This is a genomic window from Planotetraspora thailandica, from assembly GCF_016863335.1.
Lineage (GTDB): Bacteria > Actinomycetota > Actinomycetes > Streptosporangiales > Streptosporangiaceae > Planotetraspora > Planotetraspora thailandica.
Window position 1 is genome coordinate 23084 of the sequence record NZ_BOOR01000032.1, and the last position, 19701, is coordinate 42784.

Annotated in this window: 13 protein-coding genes; 7 read left to right on the top strand and 6 right to left on the bottom strand. The window is 65.3% G+C overall.

The window, feature by feature from the left end:
* Positions 1 to 116 precede the first annotated feature (116 nt).
* The 4 genes from Pth03_RS21795 (at position 117) to Pth03_RS21810 (ending at position 9993) form a co-directional block, all read left to right on the top strand.
* Positions 117 to 1136, top strand: coding sequence for a LacI family DNA-binding transcriptional regulator (locus Pth03_RS21795; protein WP_203946201.1), 1020 nt, complete (start codon positions 117 to 119; stop codon positions 1134 to 1136).
* A 106-nt stretch (positions 1137 to 1242) separates the two neighbouring features.
* Positions 1243 to 2688, top strand: a complete 1446-nt coding sequence (locus Pth03_RS21800) for a rhamnulokinase (RefSeq protein WP_203946202.1) — start codon at positions 1243 to 1245, stop codon at positions 2686 to 2688.
* 532 nt (positions 2689 to 3220) lie between these two features.
* The gene (locus tag Pth03_RS21805; protein ID WP_203946203.1) at positions 3221 to 6439 is read left to right on the top strand and encodes an alpha-L-rhamnosidase; all 3219 of its coding nucleotides are present in this window, start codon (positions 3221 to 3223) and stop codon (positions 6437 to 6439) included.
* Positions 6440 to 6648: 209 nt separating this feature from the next.
* Complete coding sequence (locus tag Pth03_RS21810; protein ID WP_203946204.1) at positions 6649 to 9993, top strand: glycosyl hydrolase; 3345 nt, start codon at positions 6649 to 6651, stop codon at positions 9991 to 9993.
* A gap of 201 nt (positions 9994 to 10194) precedes the next feature.
* Here the strand turns inward: Pth03_RS21810 and Pth03_RS42550 are convergent, their stop codons facing one another.
* The 4 genes from Pth03_RS42550 to Pth03_RS21825 all read right to left on the bottom strand — a co-directional run bounded on the left by Pth03_RS42550 (position 10195) and on the right by Pth03_RS21825 (position 16259).
* The gene (locus Pth03_RS42550; protein ID WP_373318573.1) at positions 10195 to 10836 is read right to left on the bottom strand and encodes a transposase; all 642 of its coding nucleotides are present in this window, start codon (positions 10834 to 10836) and stop codon (positions 10195 to 10197) included.
* Positions 10736 to 11725: an ISL3 family transposase gene (locus Pth03_RS42555; protein WP_373318572.1), complete on the bottom strand. Its 990-nt coding sequence runs from the start codon at positions 11723 to 11725 to the stop codon at positions 10736 to 10738. The genes Pth03_RS42550 and Pth03_RS42555 overlap by 101 nt, the downstream gene beginning before the upstream one ends.
* Positions 11726 to 12205: 480 nt before the next feature.
* Positions 12206 to 14404 (bottom strand): alpha-L-rhamnosidase-related protein, encoded by a 2199-nt coding sequence (locus Pth03_RS21820; RefSeq protein ID WP_203946205.1) that lies wholly within the window; start codon positions 14402 to 14404, stop codon positions 12206 to 12208.
* Between the two features lie 817 nt (positions 14405 to 15221).
* The gene (locus Pth03_RS21825; RefSeq protein ID WP_203946206.1) at positions 15222 to 16259 is read right to left on the bottom strand and encodes a LacI family DNA-binding transcriptional regulator; all 1038 of its coding nucleotides are present in this window, start codon (positions 16257 to 16259) and stop codon (positions 15222 to 15224) included.
* 376 nt (positions 16260 to 16635) lie between these two features.
* On the opposite strand from Pth03_RS21825, the gene Pth03_RS42160 reads away from it, so the two are divergent.
* Positions 16636 to 16761 (top strand): hypothetical protein, encoded by a 126-nt coding sequence (locus tag Pth03_RS42160; RefSeq protein ID WP_275413159.1) that lies wholly within the window; start codon positions 16636 to 16638, stop codon positions 16759 to 16761.
* 66 nt (positions 16762 to 16827) lie between these two features.
* Here Pth03_RS42160 and Pth03_RS21830 read toward each other — a convergent pair whose 3' ends face one another.
* Entirely contained in the window at positions 16828 to 17151 is a 324-nt protein-coding gene (locus Pth03_RS21830; protein ID WP_203946207.1) for a hypothetical protein, read from the bottom strand.
* A gap of 210 nt (positions 17152 to 17361) precedes the next feature.
* Between Pth03_RS21830 and Pth03_RS21835 the strand changes: the two genes are divergently transcribed.
* Both Pth03_RS21835 and Pth03_RS41635 read left to right on the top strand, forming a co-directional pair.
* Positions 17362 to 18006: a carboxymuconolactone decarboxylase family protein gene (locus Pth03_RS21835; protein WP_203946208.1), complete on the top strand. Its 645-nt coding sequence runs from the start codon at positions 17362 to 17364 to the stop codon at positions 18004 to 18006.
* A 160-nt stretch (positions 18007 to 18166) separates the two neighbouring features.
* On the top strand, positions 18167 to 18373 hold the full coding sequence (locus Pth03_RS41635; protein WP_239119254.1) for a hypothetical protein: 207 nt from the start codon (positions 18167 to 18169) through the stop codon (positions 18371 to 18373).
* Between the two features lie 384 nt (positions 18374 to 18757).
* On the opposite strand, the gene Pth03_RS21845 is transcribed toward Pth03_RS41635, so the two are convergent.
* Positions 18758 to 19471 carry a hypothetical protein gene (locus Pth03_RS21845; RefSeq protein WP_203946209.1) on the bottom strand — a complete coding sequence of 238 codons (714 nt, stop codon included), beginning with the start codon at positions 19469 to 19471 and terminating at the stop codon, positions 18758 to 18760.
* Positions 19472 to 19701 lie beyond the last annotated feature (230 nt).

The window sequence follows — 19701 nt, forward strand, 5'->3', positions numbered from 1 at the left end:
CAAGTGGCAGCCGTCAAGGGTGCAGTTTTGACGGATTTTGGGGCTTGACACGTTTCAACGGGACCGTCAAAGTGTGGCGAGCGTTACGCCCGCACCCCAGCCCTGCGAGGTCTCTCATGCCAAGATCGGAACCCGGTTCGCGTGACGGGCCGGTCGGCATCAAGCAGGTCGCTCAGCTCGCCGGGGTCTCTCCCGGGACCGTGTCGAACGTGTTGAACAAACCTGAGCGGGTCGCCGCCAAGACCCGGGCGCGCGTCGAGCAAGTGATCAAGGAGCTGGGTTTCGTCCGCAATGGGTCGGCGGCGAGCCTGCGTGCCGGCCACGGCCGGACCATCGGCTTGATGATGCTCGACCTGGGCAATCCCTTCTTCACCGAGATGGCGCGCGGTGTTGAGGACCTCATGAGCGAACGCGAGTACGGAGTGATCCTCTGTGGTTCGGCCAGTCAGGTGGGACGCGAGCAGCGCAACGTTCGTATGCTCGCGGAGCAGCAGGTCCGCGGTGTCCTGGTCACCCCGGTGAGCGACAGCGGGGAGAGTTTGGCACGCCTGCGTGAACGCAACATTCCCTCCGTCATGCTCGACCATGCTGCCACCCGCAGTGACCAGTGCTCGGTCACGGTCGACGACGTGGCCGGTGGCCGATTGGCCGTTGCCCACCTGCTGGAGCGCGGCGCTCGCGACATCGTCTTCGTCGGCGGTCCGCTCACCACTCGGCAGAACGCCGACAGGCGAGCCGGCGCGCGGAAAGCCCTGCGAGAGGCGGGGTGCGGCACTCTCCGCGAAGTGATCGTCGACGAGATGACACCCCGTGCCGGGCACGAGGCCGCGGAGCACCTTCTGGCTGAACTACCGGATGCCGTCTTCTGTGCCAATGACCTGCTCGCTATGGGGGTGCTGCGGGTCCTGCTCCAACAGGGAGTCCGCGTGCCCGGCCGAGTGATGCTCATCGGCTACGACGACATCGAATACGCTCTGGCCTCGGCGATCCCGTTGACGTCGATCCGTCAGCCCCCTTACAAGCTTGGCCGGATCGCCGCCGAGCTCCTGCTCGATGAATGCGAGCACCCCGGGTCACACGCCCACCAGCAGATCATGTTCCAGCCCGAACTGGTCGTCCGAGAGTCCACGAGTTGATGAAGCGCTTTTCCGCGGATGGACGCGGCCGTGACCGTTTTCCCGTGTATGCCGGTGGCTCGTTGTCCCGCCGGTACCCGAGCCCGGCATTTTGGAGATCCCTCACATGACCGCGACGATCGCCGCGATCGACCTCGGTGCCTCCAGCGGTCGCGTTATCACCGCCCGGGTGGGGGAGGAGCGGCTGGAGATCACTGATATTTACCGGTTTCCCAACCGGTCCGTTCGTCTGAGCGGCACGCTGCATTGGGACATCCTCGGTCTGTATCACGATGTCCTCGAGGGGCTGCACCGAATCGATGCCCGGCATCTGGACTCCGTGGGTATTGACTCCTGGGCCGTCGACTACGGGTTGCTCGACAGGGAAGGCAGGTTGATCGGCAACCCGGTCCACTACCGTGACGATCGCACGACCGCCGTCATCGACCGGGTACACGATCGTGTCGGCTCCCGGCGTCTCTATGAGATCAACGGCTTGCAGTTCCTGCCGTTCAACACCCTCTACCAGTTGGCCGCCGAACCGTTCCTCGGACAGGCGGGCACTCTCCTGCTCATCCCCGACCTGATCTCCTACTGGTTGACCGGGCAACGCGGCGCGGAACAGACCAACGCCTCGACGACCGGGCTGTACGACGTATGTCGTGGTACCTGGTCGGACGAGATCATCGACGCTTTGTCGTTGCCTCCCGGCATCTTCCCCGGTCTTCGCTCACCCGGTGAACCGGCGGGCCGGATCCTCCCTGCGGCGGGAGCCTTCCCCGGGACTCCCGTCACCACCGTTGCGTCTCATGACACCGCGTCCGCCATAGCCGCCATTCCCGCCGTCGACCGGAATGTCGCCTACATCTCCTGCGGTACGTGGTCGCTCGCCGGCGTGGAATCCTCGGCTCCGATCCTCACCGAAGAGGGACGAGCGGCCAACTTCACCAACGAGACCGGCGTCGACGGAACCATTCGCTACCTGCGCAACATCATGGGTCTCTGGCTGCTTTCCGAGTCCCTTCGTACGTGGGGTGTCGCTCCAGTCGAGCTCGGCTCCCTGCTCGATCGGGCGGCTGAGATTCCCGCGTTGCGTAGCGTCATCGACCCCAACGACCCGGTCTTCATGCCGCCCGGCGACATTCCCGCTCGTGTCGCCCATTACTGCGCTGTCACCGGTCAGCCCGTACCCGAAACCAAGCCTGAAGTCGTCCGTTGTGTCATAGACAGCCTTGCGCTCGGCCACCGAATCGCCATAGAGCAGGCGCTAACGCTGTCCGGCCAAAGGGCCGACGTCGTCCACATCGTCGGCGGTGGCGCGCAGAACGCACTCCTCTGTCAGCTCACCGCGGACGCCATCGGACTTCCCGTCATAGCGGGACCCGTAGAAGCCACGGCCCTGGGCAACATCGGGATCCAAGCCCGCTCTCTCGGCCTCATCTCCAGCCTCACCTCGCTGCGTTCGCTGATCGCCGAGACTCAGCCCCTCCGTACCTACGAACCCATCGAATCCTCTGCCGGCTGGGCCAACGCCGCCAACCGTCTCCGCGCATCGACCTCAGCATCCGCCTGAAGCCGTACGCATGTAACCAATATTCGGATTCACTGCTTCCCTGATTCGCGCCGCTTCATCGAGGTAGGCGAGGGGCCGGCGGATGGTCCGTTCGATCCCTTGAGTCGCGGTCGAATGGACGCTCCGGCATGCCTGAATTCGAATTCATTTGTTTCGAGAATGCGGCCTTGACTGTCATCCGTGAAACGCTTAGGTTAATTATTGGAAACAATAAAACGATTTAATAAATGTGGAGGGAGTAGTGGGCATCCTCCGGCGCGAGTCCCGAGCGGCGCCGCTCGGCCGGGCTGTCCAGCGCTGTAGGGAGCACTCTCTGGCCGGGCGCCCGGCGAATGGATCTCCTGCGCGCGGTGGAGCATCCAAATCCGGCGCCATTTCTGGACCGACCGAGTGCGGATTACCGAGGACCGGCCCGTAGAAGCAGCAGTCATGCGGTTTCGCTCATTGATTTGGAGCTCATCACGGACACCGGCACGCTGCCGTTGAACGGCCGGAAACGATGCTTCCCGTACTTAAATGAAAGGAGTGGACAATGCCAGTAAACAAACGTTCGCGACGTGCCATGACCGCCATGGGCCTGGTTTTCGCCGTGGTCGTGCCACTGACGGCGACCGAGTCCTCGGCCTTCGCAGCGGCTCACGGAGGGCCCGGCAATGTCGAGGTCAAGCGTCTCGGCGTGGACGGGCGGTACGACTCGCCCCTGGGACTTGACGATGTTCAGCCTGTCCTGAGCTGGCAGGCCGCAGAGACCAGCCAGGCTCGCTCGCATCCGTGCTATAAGCCGGGTGCGGTGATCGCCTGCCCAGCTGACAAGCAGACCGCCTATGAAGTGCAGGCGGCGGAGTCCGAAAAGAAGCTGGCAGCCGGTGACCTGATCTGGACGACGGACCGGGTGGCGAGCGCGGATCAGCAGGTGATCTTCGGAGGGGCGCTCCGGTCCCGGCAGACCGTCGTCTGGCGCGTTCGCGTCTGGGACGCCGACGAGCAGGAGTCCAAGTGGTCGGCCCCCGCCAAGTGGACCGTGGGTCTGTTGCAGCAGAGCGACTGGGGTGACGCCCGCTGGATCGACTACTCGGACCGGGAGGCGAACCAGGCGCTGCCCATCTTCGCCCGGCAGTTCCAGGTGCCGAGCAAGAAGAAGGTCGCCGACGCGCGTCTCTATCTGTCGGGTGTCGGTCTGTACCACGCCACCGTCAACCGGAAGGAACTGACAGACGAGGTCCTGGCGCCGGGCAACTCCAACTACCAGCTGTCCAGTGAGTACCGCACCTACGACCTTACGAAGGCATTGCGAGCCGGCGACAACACCATCGGCGTCGAGCTCGGCAACGGGCCGGCCTACGTGAGTCGCAGCGTGACCAACCCGGCCGTGGGTCGGACCTCGCCCTACTCCTGGTGGCAGAGCCAGCTCAAGGGAAACGGGACGCTGGTTGCGGACACTGCCGCCGGTGCGACCAACGTCAAGGTCGACAGCATCTCCAACTACCACGTCGGTGGAACGATCAACGTCGACACCGGCCAGGGTGGTGACCGGCTCGAGTCCCGGACGATCACCCAAATCGGCACTGCTGGGGCCGCCGGAACCGGTATTACCTTCACCCCGGCGCTGTCGGCCGCCCACACCGCCGGAGCCAAGGTCACCGGCTCGGGCAACAACATCGCGGCCAGCGACGCCTCCGCAGGTGCGGCCGTGACACCGCGGCTCATCGGGCGCATCGAGATCGACTACACGGACGGCACCTCGGACACCATCGTCACCGACAGGTCGTGGCGTACCGCGCTCGGCGCTCTTGTCACCGACGCGTGGTACTCCGGATCGGACTATGACGCCCGCCGGGAGCAGCCGGGCTGGGACAAGCCCGGCTCGAACCTCACCCCGACCGCCAAGCGCCGGGACGGCAGCCCCACGGGCTGGGTCAGCGCGGGCATCGCCCCGCCTCCGAACCTCGCGACCAAGCTGGTGGCGAGGACCGCTGAGCCGGTCATGGAACAGGAGAAGTTCAAGCCCATTTCCGTGACCAACCCCGCCCCCGGCACATGGGTGTTCGACTTCGGTCAGAACTTCGTCGGCTGGCCCAAGCTCAATCTGGGTCGAGTCCCGCCCGGTACCACTGTGAGGATGTCCCCGGCTGAGTCGCTGAACGCCGACGGGACCGTGAACCAGGCCTCGCTGATGGGCGGCGGCGGCTCGCGGGGAACCAACCTCTTCAACACCTACACGGCCCACGGTGGGGGCGGTGAGGTCTGGCACCCGAACTTCAACTACTTCGGCATGCAGTGGGTCCAGGTGACCGGTCTGCCAGCTGACTACGTACCGACCAAGGACCTCATCACGGGCATCCGACTGCAGGCGGACATCCCCGTCGCAAGCGAGTTCACCAGCTCCAACGCGCGTGTCAACCGCATCCACAACATGGCGCGCTATTCCTTCGCGAGCAACATCATGTCGGTGTTCACCGACTGTCCTGGACGCGAGAAGCTGTCGTACCCGGCCGACTACACCATGCCAATGGGCTCCATTCACCGGAACTTCGAGCTCGACGCGTTCATGCGGACGACCATGCGTCACCTCGTCGAAGGCCAGTCCATTGCCGGCACCACGATGGCCGGGAATGTCGCGCTCAAGACCCCGGTCTACGACTGGGGCTACACGGGCCAGTTCGGCGACGAGATCAACTGGGGTAACGCGATCATCCTTGTGCCGGCCTTCCTGCACGAGTACTACGGCGACACCCGGACGATGACGCAGTACTACCCCCAGATGGTGAAGTTCGTCGACTATATCCAGCGTCAGAAGGTCGGCACCGGCGAGAACGCGAACATCGTCAACGCCGCGCTGGCCGACTGGGTGTCCGCCGAACAGACATCAGGCCGGATCACCGGGACCTGGGGCTACTACATCATGATCACCAAGATGGCGCAGATGGCCCAGCTCACCGGTCACACCGCCGACGCAGAGAAGTACACGCTCCTCGCGGCGCAGATCAAGGACTCCTTCAACCGTGCGTTCTTCAATGACACGCTGGGCCGATACACCGCCAACGGCAACGCCGGCACGACCGGCGCCACCCAGGCGGCGCAGGCACTCGCGCTCGACGCCGGCCTGGTCCCCGCGGACAAGCGTGAAAGCGTCCTGAACGCCCTGGTCGAGCTCATCTACGCCTTCCATCCCAACGGAGACGGGCCGCATCTCAGCGGCGGCACCATCGGCATGGCTCCCACCGTCCGCGCTCTGATGGACGGCAACCGCGACAGCGTGCTCTGGGACGTCCTCCAGGAGGACGACCAGCCCAGCTACGGCTTCTTCATGGCGTCCACCCCGGCCAACCCCGGCGGGATGACGACCATCGGTGAGCGCTGGAACCGGGGCGACTCCAAGAACCACATGATCCTCGCGCAGATCGAGGAGTGGTTCCACGCCGGAGTCGCAGGGATTCGCTCTGCTCCGGGCTCCACGGCATACAGCAAGCTGATCATTCAGCCCAAGCCGGTCGGCGACCTGGCGAACGCCGAAGCCAGTTACATGACGCCGCAAGGCATCGCCAAGAGTTCTTGGACCAAGTCCGACGGTCGCGACCGGTTCAAGCTGAAGGTCACGGTCCCGCCGAACACCACGGCCGAGATCCGGGTCCCGAAGACCGAGGAGCAGACGGTGTACGCGCCGTCGAGGGCGACCTTCGTTCGGACCGAGGGAGGTTACGCCATCTACACGATTCCGTCGGGCAACGACTTCGTCTTCGTCGCGAGGTAGTGCCTCCGTGGCTTCGCGGAGTGCCTGACGGACTGTCCTGGTAAGCGGCGCGGGAGTCGACTCCCGGGCACCCGTGCCGCGAATCAGGCACATGCAACGCATGACGGGCCACGGCCGATCGGCCGTGGCCCGCCCTGACGGCCCCTTTCCATGCCATCGGCCGGGCGTCAGGGGAGGAACTCGATGAGCATCTCGGAAGGAGCAGTGAGTTGAACGACTCGACGACGAACCAGCCGAACGAGGGGAAGCTCGTTACCCGCCGCGGCGTTTTGCACGGCATGGCCGCAGCCGGTGCACTTGCCTTGGCCGCCGGCGGCCTGAAGCCCGGTGATGCCTACGCTGCCGGGAATGCGAGCGGCGCGGCCGGGCCCCTCGCAACAGCTTTCGCCCAGGACCTTGAGGGCAAGTACCTCGACCCGGACCGGATTTTCAGCAGCGACGTGCGGTGGTGGCTGGGCGATGCTGCGCACACCGACGAGACCCTGCTCGAACAGATCCAGGCCCTGTACGACGGCGGGTTCCGGGGCGTAGAGCTCTGCATGCAAAACGACAGTGGCGCACCCGACGCCGTCTACGCCTACGGCTCCGACATGTGGAGCCACAAGTGGAGCTTGATGATGAACAAGCTCCTCGACCTGGGCATGAGCGTCTACCTGACGTCGGGCACCAACTGGTCGACCTCCAACGTGCCGGGACTGGACCCGGACAGCCAGGCGGCGATGCAGAACCTCACGCTAGGCACGGGCACGGTGAACCCCGGCGAGACCCTGACGGTGCTGCCGGCACCGGCGGCGAACGCCCGGCGAACGGGGGCCAGGTTCGTCACGGCCTACGCCTACAAGGTGGTCTCTGGCAACGCCGTCGACCCCGACAGTCGCGTCGACCTGCCCGTCACCCAAGGGGCCGACGTCTGGACCCAGAGCCTGAGCTGGACGGCTCCGGGTGACGGGACCTACCGGGTCTTCGCGATCTGGACCCAGGGCACGTACCAGGCCTCCTCACCGGCGGCGCAGACGAGCTACGCCACCAACTACTTCGACGCGCGCGGCGTGGCGGCACTGAGGGCGTTCTGGGAGCAGCACTACCTGAGCGATGCCGCGCTGCGGCAGAAGATTCTCGACGGGGACGTCCAGCTCTTCATGGACTCGCTCGAAATCAACCCTGGCACGGCCGGCATCACGTGGTGGGCCGAGGACATGGCGGCGGAGTTCGAGAAGCGCAAGGGCTACGACATCATGCCCTTCGTCTTCCTCATGTACGGCCTCCCCCAGGTCAACGCCGTCTACAACGCCTACATCGACCGCGCCAAGGGCACCTACGACCTGGCGGGCGACGCCGATCGGCGCGAGAAGATCATCAACGACTTCCTTGACGTCCTCACCGACCTGTACGTCGAGAGGATGCTGACGCCCCTGAAGGAATGGCTCAACTCCGTGGGCATCGAGACCCGCGCTCAGATCTCCTACGGCCGTTCGTTCGAGATCTCCGAGCCCATCATGGCCGTCGACTACCCGGAGGCGGAGAACTTCAACCAGTACGACCAGGTCGACATCTTCCGGCTCTGGTCGGGCGGCGCCAAGCTCACGAACAAGGTGCTCTCCAGCGAGTCGGGAGCCGAGCTGCCGCAGTACACAACGCGCCAGATGCAGGTGAAGGACTTCTACCGCACCTACGCCGCCGGCTTCCAGCGCATGATCTGGCACGTGTGGGCTGCGGAGTTCGCCTACGGGAGCTACGCATGGCCCGGCTTCAGCCGCAACTTCTTCCACCCCGGGACCCGGCATCCCAGCGCGCGCGACTACGACGAGTACAACGCGCACCTGGGTCGCGTGCAGCAGCTGCTGCGGACCGGCAAGGCACGGTCCGACGTCGGGTTCATCCACAACAACTGGAACCAGGGCATGGCGTTCCGTGCCGAGAGCAACGGCACCAACCCCCGGGTCGCGCAGATGAACTGGCAGCTGGCTCACATGGGCGTCTACTACCGCTCGACCGAGCTGCAGGACTACGGCTACACCTACGACTACTTCAGCCCGGCCTTCTTGTTCGAGGACGGCGTCTACTTCGACAACGGGTCCAAGACCATCGAACCGGCCGGCTACAAGGCCATCGTCCTCTACCAGGACTGGCTGGACCTCGAAGGGGCCAAGAAGATCCTCTCCTTGGCGAGGAAGGGCCTCAAGGTCGTCATCTTGGACGATGCGGCCACGAGGACGCCGTTCAACGACGGCAATGACGCCGACCTGAAGGACGTGATCGACAAGTTGAAGAAGCTCCACACCGTCCGGGTCGCGACCGTGTTCGACCCCATCGAGGACTACTTCAGCGCCACCCCCGGCGGTTACCACGACGACGTCATGGCCCAGCTGCAGGACATGGGCGTTTATCCCTACGCCGGTTACGTGGAGGAGAACCAGCAGCTCCTGACCCAGACCCGCGAGGACGAGGACGGCAACCGCTTCGTCTACGTCTACAACTACGACGACGGCTCCTACCGGAGCCAGAGCCTGCGACCGGAGGTCCGGGACGCTCCCAACCCCGGCAAGAACATCAAGACCAAGCTCGTGATGGAGGGCGAGTTCGTCCCCTACTCCATCGATGCCTGGACGGGCGACGTGACCCAGCTTGCCATCTACGAGTGGACCAACGGCCGCACCCTGGTGCCCATCGACCTCGACTTCAACAACATCGCCCTGCTGGCGTTCGAGAAGGTCAAGAAGGGACAGCTGCACAAGGAACCGCGCATCATCTCCACCAACGCCGACTCGGCGTACGCCGTTCCGGACGGCGTGGCCGTTCGTGCCAAGTCGAGCGGGATCCTGTCCACGAAGCTGAGCAACGGCAAACTCTACCGGAGCAACGTCACCGTCCCGGCGCCCTACGACATCACCGGCTGGGACCTGACGGTCGAGTCGTGGCGGCCCAACAGCACCGAGAGAAACCTCGTCCGCACCGAGACCATCGACGGCCTCACGACCGTCAACACCCTGACCTCGACCGTCAAGACCCCGATCAACGTCCACCTCGACAAGCTCGACACGTGGAACAACATCCCGCAGGTCGGCGAGGCGGTCTCGGGGACGGGACACTACGAGGCCAGCTTCGCCTGGGATGCCAGCAAGGCCAGTGGTGCGTACCTCGACTTCGGCGACCAGCTCAACGAGAGCATGAAGGTCTGGATCAACGGCCAGAAGGTCGGCGGCCAGGTGTCCACCAACCCGACTAAGGTCAAGAAGGACGTCGGCGGAGTAGGCAAGCCCACGATCGACGACGGCACCGGTCAGCAGGTCCCGCTGGTGGGGCACGACGAGTACACCGGAGGCATCAGCCTGACCAAGCCGGTCATCGACATCAGTCCCTACCTCAAGGACGGCGTCAACAAGATCGTCATCGACTACAGTTCAACGCTGCAGAACCTCCAGCTGGACCGGGGAGTAATCCCGGTCCAGCTCAACAGCAGGAACTGGTGGCAGAACGACCAGGTGTACCTCGCCTACGGGCCGAAGCAGGCCAAGATTCTGCCCTTCGTCGAGATGACGTACTCCGCCAAGTAGTGAGCCCTGAGCCTATGGCCGTGCTTCCGCTAGGGACATAGGACAAGAACGCTGCTGGGCCGGAAATCGGCGTCACCACCACTCCGATTTCCGGCGCCAGCAGACAGCACCCGTCTGTGAAAGCACGACACGGAGTTGAGGCCACCTCGAGCGGGTCCGTCCAGTCAACGGCTCTGTCTCTCTTTCGGTGGTGACGGAGCGTTAGGCCAGGAGAATGCGGTGGCGGAGCAACGCGAAGCTGGCCCGGCCGTGCATCTGGCGCATGATGCGCTTGGTCTTGGTGTTGACGCCTTCGGTGCCGCCGTTATGGAAGGGCAAGGTGACGGCCGCGTGGACGGCGTCGTGGTCCTGGTCGAGGCCGCGGGTGAAGGCGTGCAGGTGAGGCAGATCGCAGGTCCGGGTGGTGGTGATCCACGTGCCGAGACGGTCGGCGTTGTCCTCGTGTGGCCGCAGCAGGTCGGCGAAGCCGCGCACGAGTTCGGCCAGGTCGATCATCTGCGGGCAGGCGGTGGTGAGGTCGTCCAACAAGCGGCGGTGCTCGTCTTTGAGGCTGTCGGGCCGGGTGAGCAGGAGCCGGGCAAGGCGGCGGGGTGAGATGGGCAGGCGATCGGCTTCGACACGGCCTTGCGTGATGTAGGGGTAGAGGAGGTTGAAGCTGCCCTGATAGCCGAGGGCTTTGATCTCGTTGAACAGGTGGCCGACGGGGACGGCGGGATCGTCGGAACGGCGGCGCCGCAGGTGGTCACGGTAGGGGTCGACCAGGGTGGGCCGGTATTGCGGGGCGCGTTGCAGGCGTTCGGGTTCGCTCACGCGGGCGTAGCGCTTGACGGTGTTGAGGGACACGTTCAAGCGGCGGGCGCATTCCAGCAGGCCGACGCCTTTGCCGAGCAGGTCGTGGACCTGATGCCAGCGTTCGCGTGTGGTCTTGGCGCGTTTGCCGTCCTGCAGCGGCGGTCCGGCCTTGGCCCAGCAGGCACTGTGTCCGGCTACTTCTTTCCCGACGGCGTCGCCGAGGTTGTGCCAATAGGTGCCGGCGGTCGGCGGCCTGGACGGCGTCCGGCAGCGCACGGCGCACGGCTTCGGCGTAGGCGCCTGAGCCGTCCCGGCACACGACCTGCACCCCGGGATGGGCACGAAGCCAGGCTTCCAGGACATCGGCGGTGCGGCCGGGCAAGACGTCGATGCGTTCGCGTGTTTGGGCGTCGATCAGCACGGTGGCGTAGCGGTGGCGCCGGCGCAGGGCGAAGTCATCCACGCCGAGCACACGGGGCACCCGAGGCTGGGGCGACGGCACGCGCAGCAAAAGGCGCAGTGCGGTGTGCCGGGACAGGCCGACAGTCAGAGCGGATAAGGCGCGCACGCCGACTCGTCCGGCCAGTTCGCGGACCATCGCACCGATCTGCGAGGTCAGACGAGTGGTGCGCCGCTGGTAACGCTCCAGTACGCCGGGCAGTTGTTCGCGGAAGGTCTGGCGGCGGCCACGGGTCGGGCAGACCAGGCGGCGGATCCGTACCACCAGCACGCGGCGCGCATCAACAGGGACATCGGCAACGGTCCGGTCGTGGTAGCCCTGCACCCGCGCTGTCTCAGCCCCGCACCCTGAGCAGGCGACCGCCCCGTCTGGAGTTCGCGCCCGCACGCGGATCCGCTCGCCGTCGTCCACGATGTCCTTCACCACCAGCGGCGACAACCCCGAGAACACCACGCTCACAAGCTGATCAAGAGCAAGCATGACTCACTGTGACGCAGCCGGACCTTTCGTCACCACCGAATCTGCGACAGAGCCGAAAGAGAGACAGAGCCGAAGACCGTACAGTCCCGCGCGGCGGCCCACGGAAAGTGACGGCCGGAACCGGCCGCCACCCTCCCTCACCCTCACCGAACGCCTTCTGATCACCGTGCTGCACCACCGCCTCGGCCTGCCCAAGCAGTACTCGCCGACCTGTTCCAGGTCACCCTCATGACCGCCAACCGAGCCATCCGACAAATCCGACCCCTACTCGACCAGGCCGGCTACACCATCACACCCACCCAGAAACGTCTCTACTCGGCAGCAGACCTCACCGCCTACGCCCTCAACACCGACGTCCTCCCGCAAGAGATCAACTCGGCGTGTTAATCATCTGCAAGCCCTTACTTCGCGTGGAGATACTTGACCGCCGGCGACGCGGCCCTGGGACGGTGAGTGCCCGGGGCCGCGCCAGAGAGTCGCCTACCGGAGTGCCGTGGCGAGCATGAGCAGAATCTGCGCTTTGTCGGGCGTCAGCGCCTTCCCTGTCTGCGCCTTCACCTGATTGGCGAACGCGTTGAGCTGGTTACCGCGGACCACCGCGCTCTTGGCAGCGGCGGCTGCCTGGAGCTTGTCGTTCAAGCCTTCCGTCACGTTCGGGTCGGTGCTGAAGTAGGTGACGAGCTGCTGGAGCGACTGGAACGTCACGGGCTGGGAGCTGAACTGGAAAGTGCCGGCGCCAACCCGGTACACGTCGTAGTTCCCCGCGCGCTGGACGAAGGTCGCACCCGGTGTCAGCGGTACGCTGACGCTCGTCGCCGAGGCCAGAGGCACCCACACCTCGCCGCCGGTTCCTGCCGGTGACACTACCTCCATGTGGAACTTGCCGGCGCCGGTGTTCTGCGCCCACTTGACGGTCAGCGGACCGCTCGCGGTCGGAACTTGTCCCTGAGCCCACCCGAGGTCACTCGGCTGGGGCTTTACCTGCCATGTGGCGTAGCCGGGGTCGACCGACGTCGCCCCGAGGACGGACTCGGTGAGAAGCTGCGTCGGGCCGGCGCCCCAGGCGTGGGCGAGGCTGTCGAACCCGCGGGTCGGCAGGCCCTCGCTGTTGACGAACTCCCAGAATGTGCCGGTGTAGAAGCCGCTGTTGGGATCGACCTGCACACCCCACATGCGACGCAGGAGGTCCAGCGCGCCCGCCGCGTCGTCACTGTGGAACCTCGCCATCATCTCCCAGGTGTTGTTCAGCGGCTCGATGGTGTGGCCGCCGGGGTCGGCCATGCTCGGAGACGGCTGCGAGATCTCGCTTCCGTGAGCCTGCCATCTGTCCTTGAAGTAGGTCAGAATGCTCTGGACCTTGTCGGTCGGCGCGACACCGAGGCGGATCGCGTTCATGTTCGCATCCAGCGGGAACACGTTGGGCCGGGTGTCCGTGTGCTGGTAGAGCCCGGCGCTCGCATTCCAGAGCCGTGAGTTGATGGCCTCCTTGAGGGCGGCCGCCTTCTCCGTGTACTCCGCAGCCTTCTGCGGCGTTCCGACCTGGTGCTCAAGCCAGATCATGTCCTGAAGCAGTTCGTAGTACGCGAGGCTGTACTCGGTGACCTCGCCGTTCTGGCGCGTCTGCCAGTAGTCGTTGTCGTTGGTCACGACGAGGCCGTTGGCGTCTAGCCTTGTCGCGTGGTATGCCGTCGCGGCCTCCAGCTTCGGAAGGAGCGCGGTGATGTAGGCGGTGTCGCCCGTGTAGCGGTAGTACTGGGTCGCGATGATGGCCGAGTAGGCGGAGTAGGTCACCGCGTAGTCGAAGGCCCCACATCCTCTGAAGCCGACGGCGCTCGTCAGCCGGCCGTTCGCGGCTTGCAGATTGATGATGCTGTCGATCGAGCCCTTGATATAGGGGACGCTGTTCGAGCCGATCGACAGCATCGCGACCGGGTTCGTGATCATCAGGTCACCGGACCAGATGGCACGGTCGCGCTTGGCGCCGTCGAAGATGACCGGAACGTTGAAGCATGACGCGACGCCGGTGGGCACCATGTCCATCTGAGCGGTGTACGCGCCCGCGTACCAGATCTTGTTGAGCTGGTCGTCACTCGAGATGAAATAACCCTGGTACTTGTCCGGGCTCGCACGGTACGCCTTGAAGTTCACTCCGGCGGCCGTCAGCGTGACAGTGCCGGGCGTCGTCAGCGCGATCGAGGCGAACCGGAAACCGCCGCGAAGGCCGCCGGTGTACGTCTGCGGGGTGGTGATCGAGAAGTTGATCTGACTGCCGTTGTCGTTCGCGTACGTGCCGATCCCGGTTACGGTTGTGCCCGCCGCATGTGCGCTCGTCAGCCCCGGGCTGAAGGTGATGCCTGTTCCCGCGGTGCCGGCCGTTCCGACCGCGGTGACGGTCCGTGTCTCACTACCGGTGCCGGTATCGATGGTGATCGGTGAGCCGACGTAGAAGGGGGCGACGCTACCGACCTTGACGTTTGTGTCTCCGACGCTCGTGGTGCTGGACAGCGTCGTGGTCTTGTTCGTATTGAGGAAGGTGAGCGCCTCGCTGGTCGACACCCGTAGCGTGTTCGACGTCGTAGGCGCCGTGGGGGTGGAGGCGGACACCGCAACATAGGGCGTTCCACCGACCTCTTTGCCGAAGTCGAGAACGACGATGGCCGAAGGCCCCCCTGGCGTCACCGTCAGAACTGTCGAGCCTGCGCTTTCGCCTGTTAAGGCTCCTGGGTTGGTTACTGAGCCGTGCGTCCTGACGATGTCGACGGGCGGGACGTCGTCGCTCGCCGGCCCAGGGACGAGGCTTTGCCAGTCCGGATTGGCTGGCCATGTGGGCAACTCATCCGCCGCATTCGCCGGGGTCGGCGATGCCGCGACGGCCAGCGCGATCATCGCACCGACCAGGGCTGTGGACATTGACCGACGGCGTCTCGCACCACCTAAATGTGCCCACCACACACCGCTTCCTCGCATGGGGATTCTCCTCCTTCGGCAACTGCCTCCCCGTGCTGTCCGGTCTCGACGTTCGGGTGTCACGAGGAATTCGGGCGTGACAAGGCAGGGGGACGCCAGTCATCGGTCGTCTCCCAGCTGATCGTCCAGACTGAAACCCTGGGGGGACAGGTGCGAAATGAATCGTTTCACTGAAATTACGTCTCTGTGCCCTCTATGACAAGGCGAGGCGCTGGAGTTAACTCAAATCGGCCATGCCGGTCGCGGTACGTCCACACCGGCCGGGCCATGCTCTGCTGGGAGCCACCTTGCAAGACCGCAGATGCTCAACCACGAGGCCCGGGCCGCCGGCGGTCAACTGCCGGCGACGATCAGCGCGCCCGCTGACGAGCCGGATCCCGAGTACCGGCTGGAACCTATGCGAACACTGGTCCATACCCGCGATGTAAAGGAGCGCGAAACACTGGATGGATCCGTTGGTCGGCCGGCGAAGACGGCGCGGGGCCGACGCACAGATCACCGGCCCCGCGCCGCACTGCGGCCACTGGCGTCACTCGGACGAGGAGACCCGGGAACGACGGCGTGGCGGATGACTACTGGACTCCCTCACCACCAGCTCCGGCTGGAACACCACCTGCCGGTGCTCGTGATGGCCGTCAGCCTGGATCTCCTCCAGCAGCAGTTGGGTCGCCGTACGGCCGAGCTGTTCGCGCGGCTGGCGTACGGAGGACAGCGGTACAGCCGCCGCCGCGGCGAATTCGATGTCGTCGTAGCCGACGATGGCGAATTCCTTCGGGATCTGGACGCCTCGTCGTGTCATCTCCTGCAGCATCCCCAATGCGAGCAGATCGTTAGCGCAGAAGACGGCGGTCGGCCGCTTGGTGCCGGGCATGTCGGCGATCTGGCTGGCGGCCGCCCGCCCCGAGGCCACGGTTAGGTTGGGCGTGGTGATGGTGATCAGGTCTGCCACCCCATCGAGGACCAGCTTGGCACCCTGGTACCGGTCGGCGACCTGCTGGATCGTCATCGGCCCTCCCGCGAAGGCGATCCTGCGATGGCCCTGGGCGAGGAGATGCTCACCGGCCAGGTGGCCGCCCAGTACGTCGTTGACGGCGACGGAGCAGTGGCTGTACCACCCGGAGCCGTGGTCTACCAGGACCACTGGCGTCCCGCGCGCGACCAGTTCCTCGAGGCGAGAGTTGCGGCTGTCGTCCACCGGGGTGATGAGGACGCCACGCACACGCTGCTCTTCCAACAAGTCCAGGTGTCGGCGCTCGCGGTCAGCGTTCTCGCCGCTGTTGCAGACCACGACCATGACTCCCTGTTCTTCGGCGACGCTCTCGGCTCCGTGCACGATGTCCGTGAAGAAGGGGTTGGCCACGTCGAGTACGACGACCGCGATCTGGCGACTCCTGCCGGCGCGCAGCTGACGAGCGGAATCGTTGCGCACATAGCCAAGCTCCGCGATCGCGTCCAGGACGCGCTTGCGGGTGGCCTCCGCCACTCGTTCGGGCTGGTTGAGCACGTTGCTGACGGTGCCGAGGGAGACACCCGCGCGCTGGGCAACCTCTTTGATGCTCGTCGCCATACCAGTTCAGCAACCCTCCGAAACCGGCTTTCCGCGAGGGCCCGCCCGGACGCGTCCCGTCTGTGCGTCATTGAAACCTACCACCCGTACGCATCCTCTCCTCCGACGGCGATGCGGCCCTTGTTCCAGGGTAGAAGTAAGCAAACTCGTCGCTGCACTGAAGGCGCTGAGCAGCGCGGGTCCGCCTCTCCCGGGGAGCCTGTTTTTGAAACGTTTCACGAGGTCATTGGCGTGAGATGCGGTCTGGCGTCCGTTATCAGTCGGCAAAACGGTCAACGTGGCGCTGCTTGATCAGCGTCAGGAGCGTGAGCGGGTTCGGGCCAGACGGTCGAGGGCTGTGTCGTCGGCCTCGGGACGGGTGTGAAGGTATTTCCTGGTGGTGGAAATGCTGTCGTGGGCCCAGCCGTTCTTTAACGACCTGGAGGTCGGCGCCGTCGGCTGGCAGCCAGGAGGCGTGGGCGTGCCGGAGGTCATGCATCTTGACCTTGAACTCCAGTCCTGATGCGGCGAGGGCGGGGCGCCACACTTGGTCGCGGAACCAGCGGCGGGGGATGTACCCGTCGGTGTCTCAGCGACGTGGTCGGCGTGGGTCGCCGGAGGCTCGGCGCTCGGCACGGTAAACCGCGTAAACGTTCTTGCAGTACGCGCAGCGGCACTTGCCCGGAGAATACGCGCTGAGCATCCCGTGCCGATATCGCCGCCCGGCCGCGTTCGGCTCGGTCAACTCCGGATTTTGTGCCGACCCCAGCTTGGGCTGCGGCGCGGACTCCTCGGGTCGGTAGAGGAAGAGCAGGTCGTCGCGCTCCAGCTTGCTGTCTTCGATGTGCTGCTTGAGCTTCGCGGCGATCTGCGGGCTGAGCTTGAACCGGCGGCTGCTGGGCGAGGCTGGCATGCAGTTCCGCGGCATCGCGCTGCAGACGAGCGAGTTCTGCGTCACGAGTGGTGCTGGCCTCGGTGCTCGACGATCCGGTCGCGCGCTGGGCGTCGCCCCCGCCGCCGCATTTCTTGACCGTCTCTTACGTGCGGGTGCAACATCATGTGTGCAATCGATTGCGGCGTTCTGGCCGGGGGAGCGGAACCGCCCACCAGATGGGAGCGCACTGTGACGAACACGAACCGCATCAGCTACGTGGCGATGGAGTCGATGGACGAGGCGATGCGAGAGGAGATGCACAGATGTGCCCGTGAGGGCACGCCCCGGCCGGAGAGCTCGGCCGTCCGCGCGCACGCGCCGAACGCCTTCTGGGCGTTCGCCGACTCCTGGAAGGCGCTGTTCCACGGTGGCGTCTGCGACCACGCGATCAAAGAACTCTGCCGGGTCTACATCTCCCGCACGGTGAAGTGCGAGTTCTGCGGCAACCAGCGCTCGGTCAAGGCCACCGCCGCGGGCTTGGCCGAGCAGCAGTACGACGACCTGCTGAACTTCGAGTCGTCTCCGAAGTACGACGAGCGGCAGCGCGCGGCGCTCTCCTACGCCGAGGCCATCGCCTGGGGCCTTGATGCCGGCGACGCGTTCTGGGAGCGGCTGCACCGGCACTTCTCCGAAGCCGAACTCGTCGAGCTCGGCTGCTTCATCGCGCTCACCTATGGACAGCAGAGCTGGATCAGGCTGCTCGGCATCGACCACCACCAGTATCTGGCGGGCACGTCGGCCGCCATGGCTCCGGGCTTCGAGACGGCCGCGGCCACGGCGGCATCGAAGGCATCGAGCGACTACTGGGCGGCGCAGCCGAACGACCGGGACTGACTGGTATCGTCTCGGTCCCGGGATCGGCTTTCTGACGTAGGGACTCCCTCGCATAAGGTGTCGCGGGCGGTCAACAGCCTCACCGAGTCGGCTGCCGTCACCTACGGCCCGTGAAGGCATCCGCGTCAACGCGATCGCCCCCGGCACCACGCTGACCGAGATGATCCGTACGGGGGAAGCGGATTCGCCTGGTCTCGTCGACCGGCTCAAGGCGCACACCCCGCTGCGCCGCGCGGCCGATCTCGACGAGATCGTCCAGGCCGCCGCCTGGCTCCTCAGCGACCGCTCCTCCGCAGGGTGTCCGCTGGGTCGTCGAACGAGTCGAGTGGTCTGGCGCATGCACCATCCTGGTCTTGCCCGTCCCTGATGGGCCGAAGGCCGCTGCTGTGGCGGTGCATGAAGTCTTCGCCCCGCTGGGCATCGGAGCCGAGGCGCACAGCGCGGAGTTCCCCCTCGCCGTGCTCCCCGTACAGCCTGACGCGGACCTATCCGCCGTGAAAGCAGACAAGTGTCGGCAGGTCGGAGCCGTGATCACGAAAGATGTGATCACGGCTTTCTGTTTCTCGTTGCTCATTTGTTGCTCGGACGGAACGTCAGTTGCCGACAGCCGGCTGCCCTTCGTTGCCGCAGGTTGCCGCATACTCCGGCCCTCTCGTGGCTGTGATCGGGCTCGATGTTCAAACGAACTGCCATGAACTTATGAATCTACGACGTAAAGGGGTCCGGCGGGGCTACCCCCCGGCCAGGGCGCTCACGCCGCACGATTAAGGATCTTGCGGAGGATGCCGAGGTTGTAGGCGCGTAGGGCGTGTTCGGGGGTTTCGGTCGTGTAGTTGATGTAGTCGAGGGCCAGGATGATCGGGCCGCGTTGGACGACGAGGATGGTGCTGACGGACGCGCGCTCGCCATTGACGTTCGAGAGCTGCTCGATCTGGTGGCCGTGCCAGCCGAAGCCGTCGGGTTGGTAGGCCTGGGCGGTGGAGGTTCTGCTGATCTTTTTGGTCCGGTCGACCGGGTCGCTGGTGGAGCCGTGGTAGCGGCATTGGGGCAGTCGTCGGGTGACCTGCTTCATGAGGGCGGATGCGTCGGCTTCGTTGGGCAGTACCCAGCCCTGCTGGGTGAGATGTCCCTTGTAGGGGACGCCGATCTCTTGCTTGGCGGTGGCGTAGTGCTTGTCCACGGGAACGGAGGGGATGTTCATCGGGTTGAGCGGGACGCAGACGCCCAGCTGCGTGAGGGTGCCTTCCGCGACGGTTCGCGTATAACCGCCGGTCAGGTCGGCCTCCGCAGGAGTGAGGAAGAGGTCGGTGACCTCATGGTCTGCTGACGCGTTCGCGGAGTAGGCCACCCTGCTGGAAGTCGTCGATGGGACCGACATGCCGGTGGAGGCGGGCTTGGTGGTAGTTCCGCATCCGGCCGCCGCTAGACCGAGAACTCCGACGAACGCGATAATCCGGCGACTCATTCAGCTCTCCGCTCTGCAGACTCTGCGCACCGGAGCGACTTTGAGGCAAGAAACGTGTCGTTAGAGCTTCGACGTCGCAAGAATGGGAGTTTTTTGAACGATCCTTCACCAGTAGGGTGATCTTGCAGTGTCGGCAAGGGCACCGAGGCCTTGAAACGGCTGTGGCTAAGGGTCTCAGCGACCCCATTGGGGCGCCGGGTTGGGGAACGCAGCGCATGCCTCTACGGTTC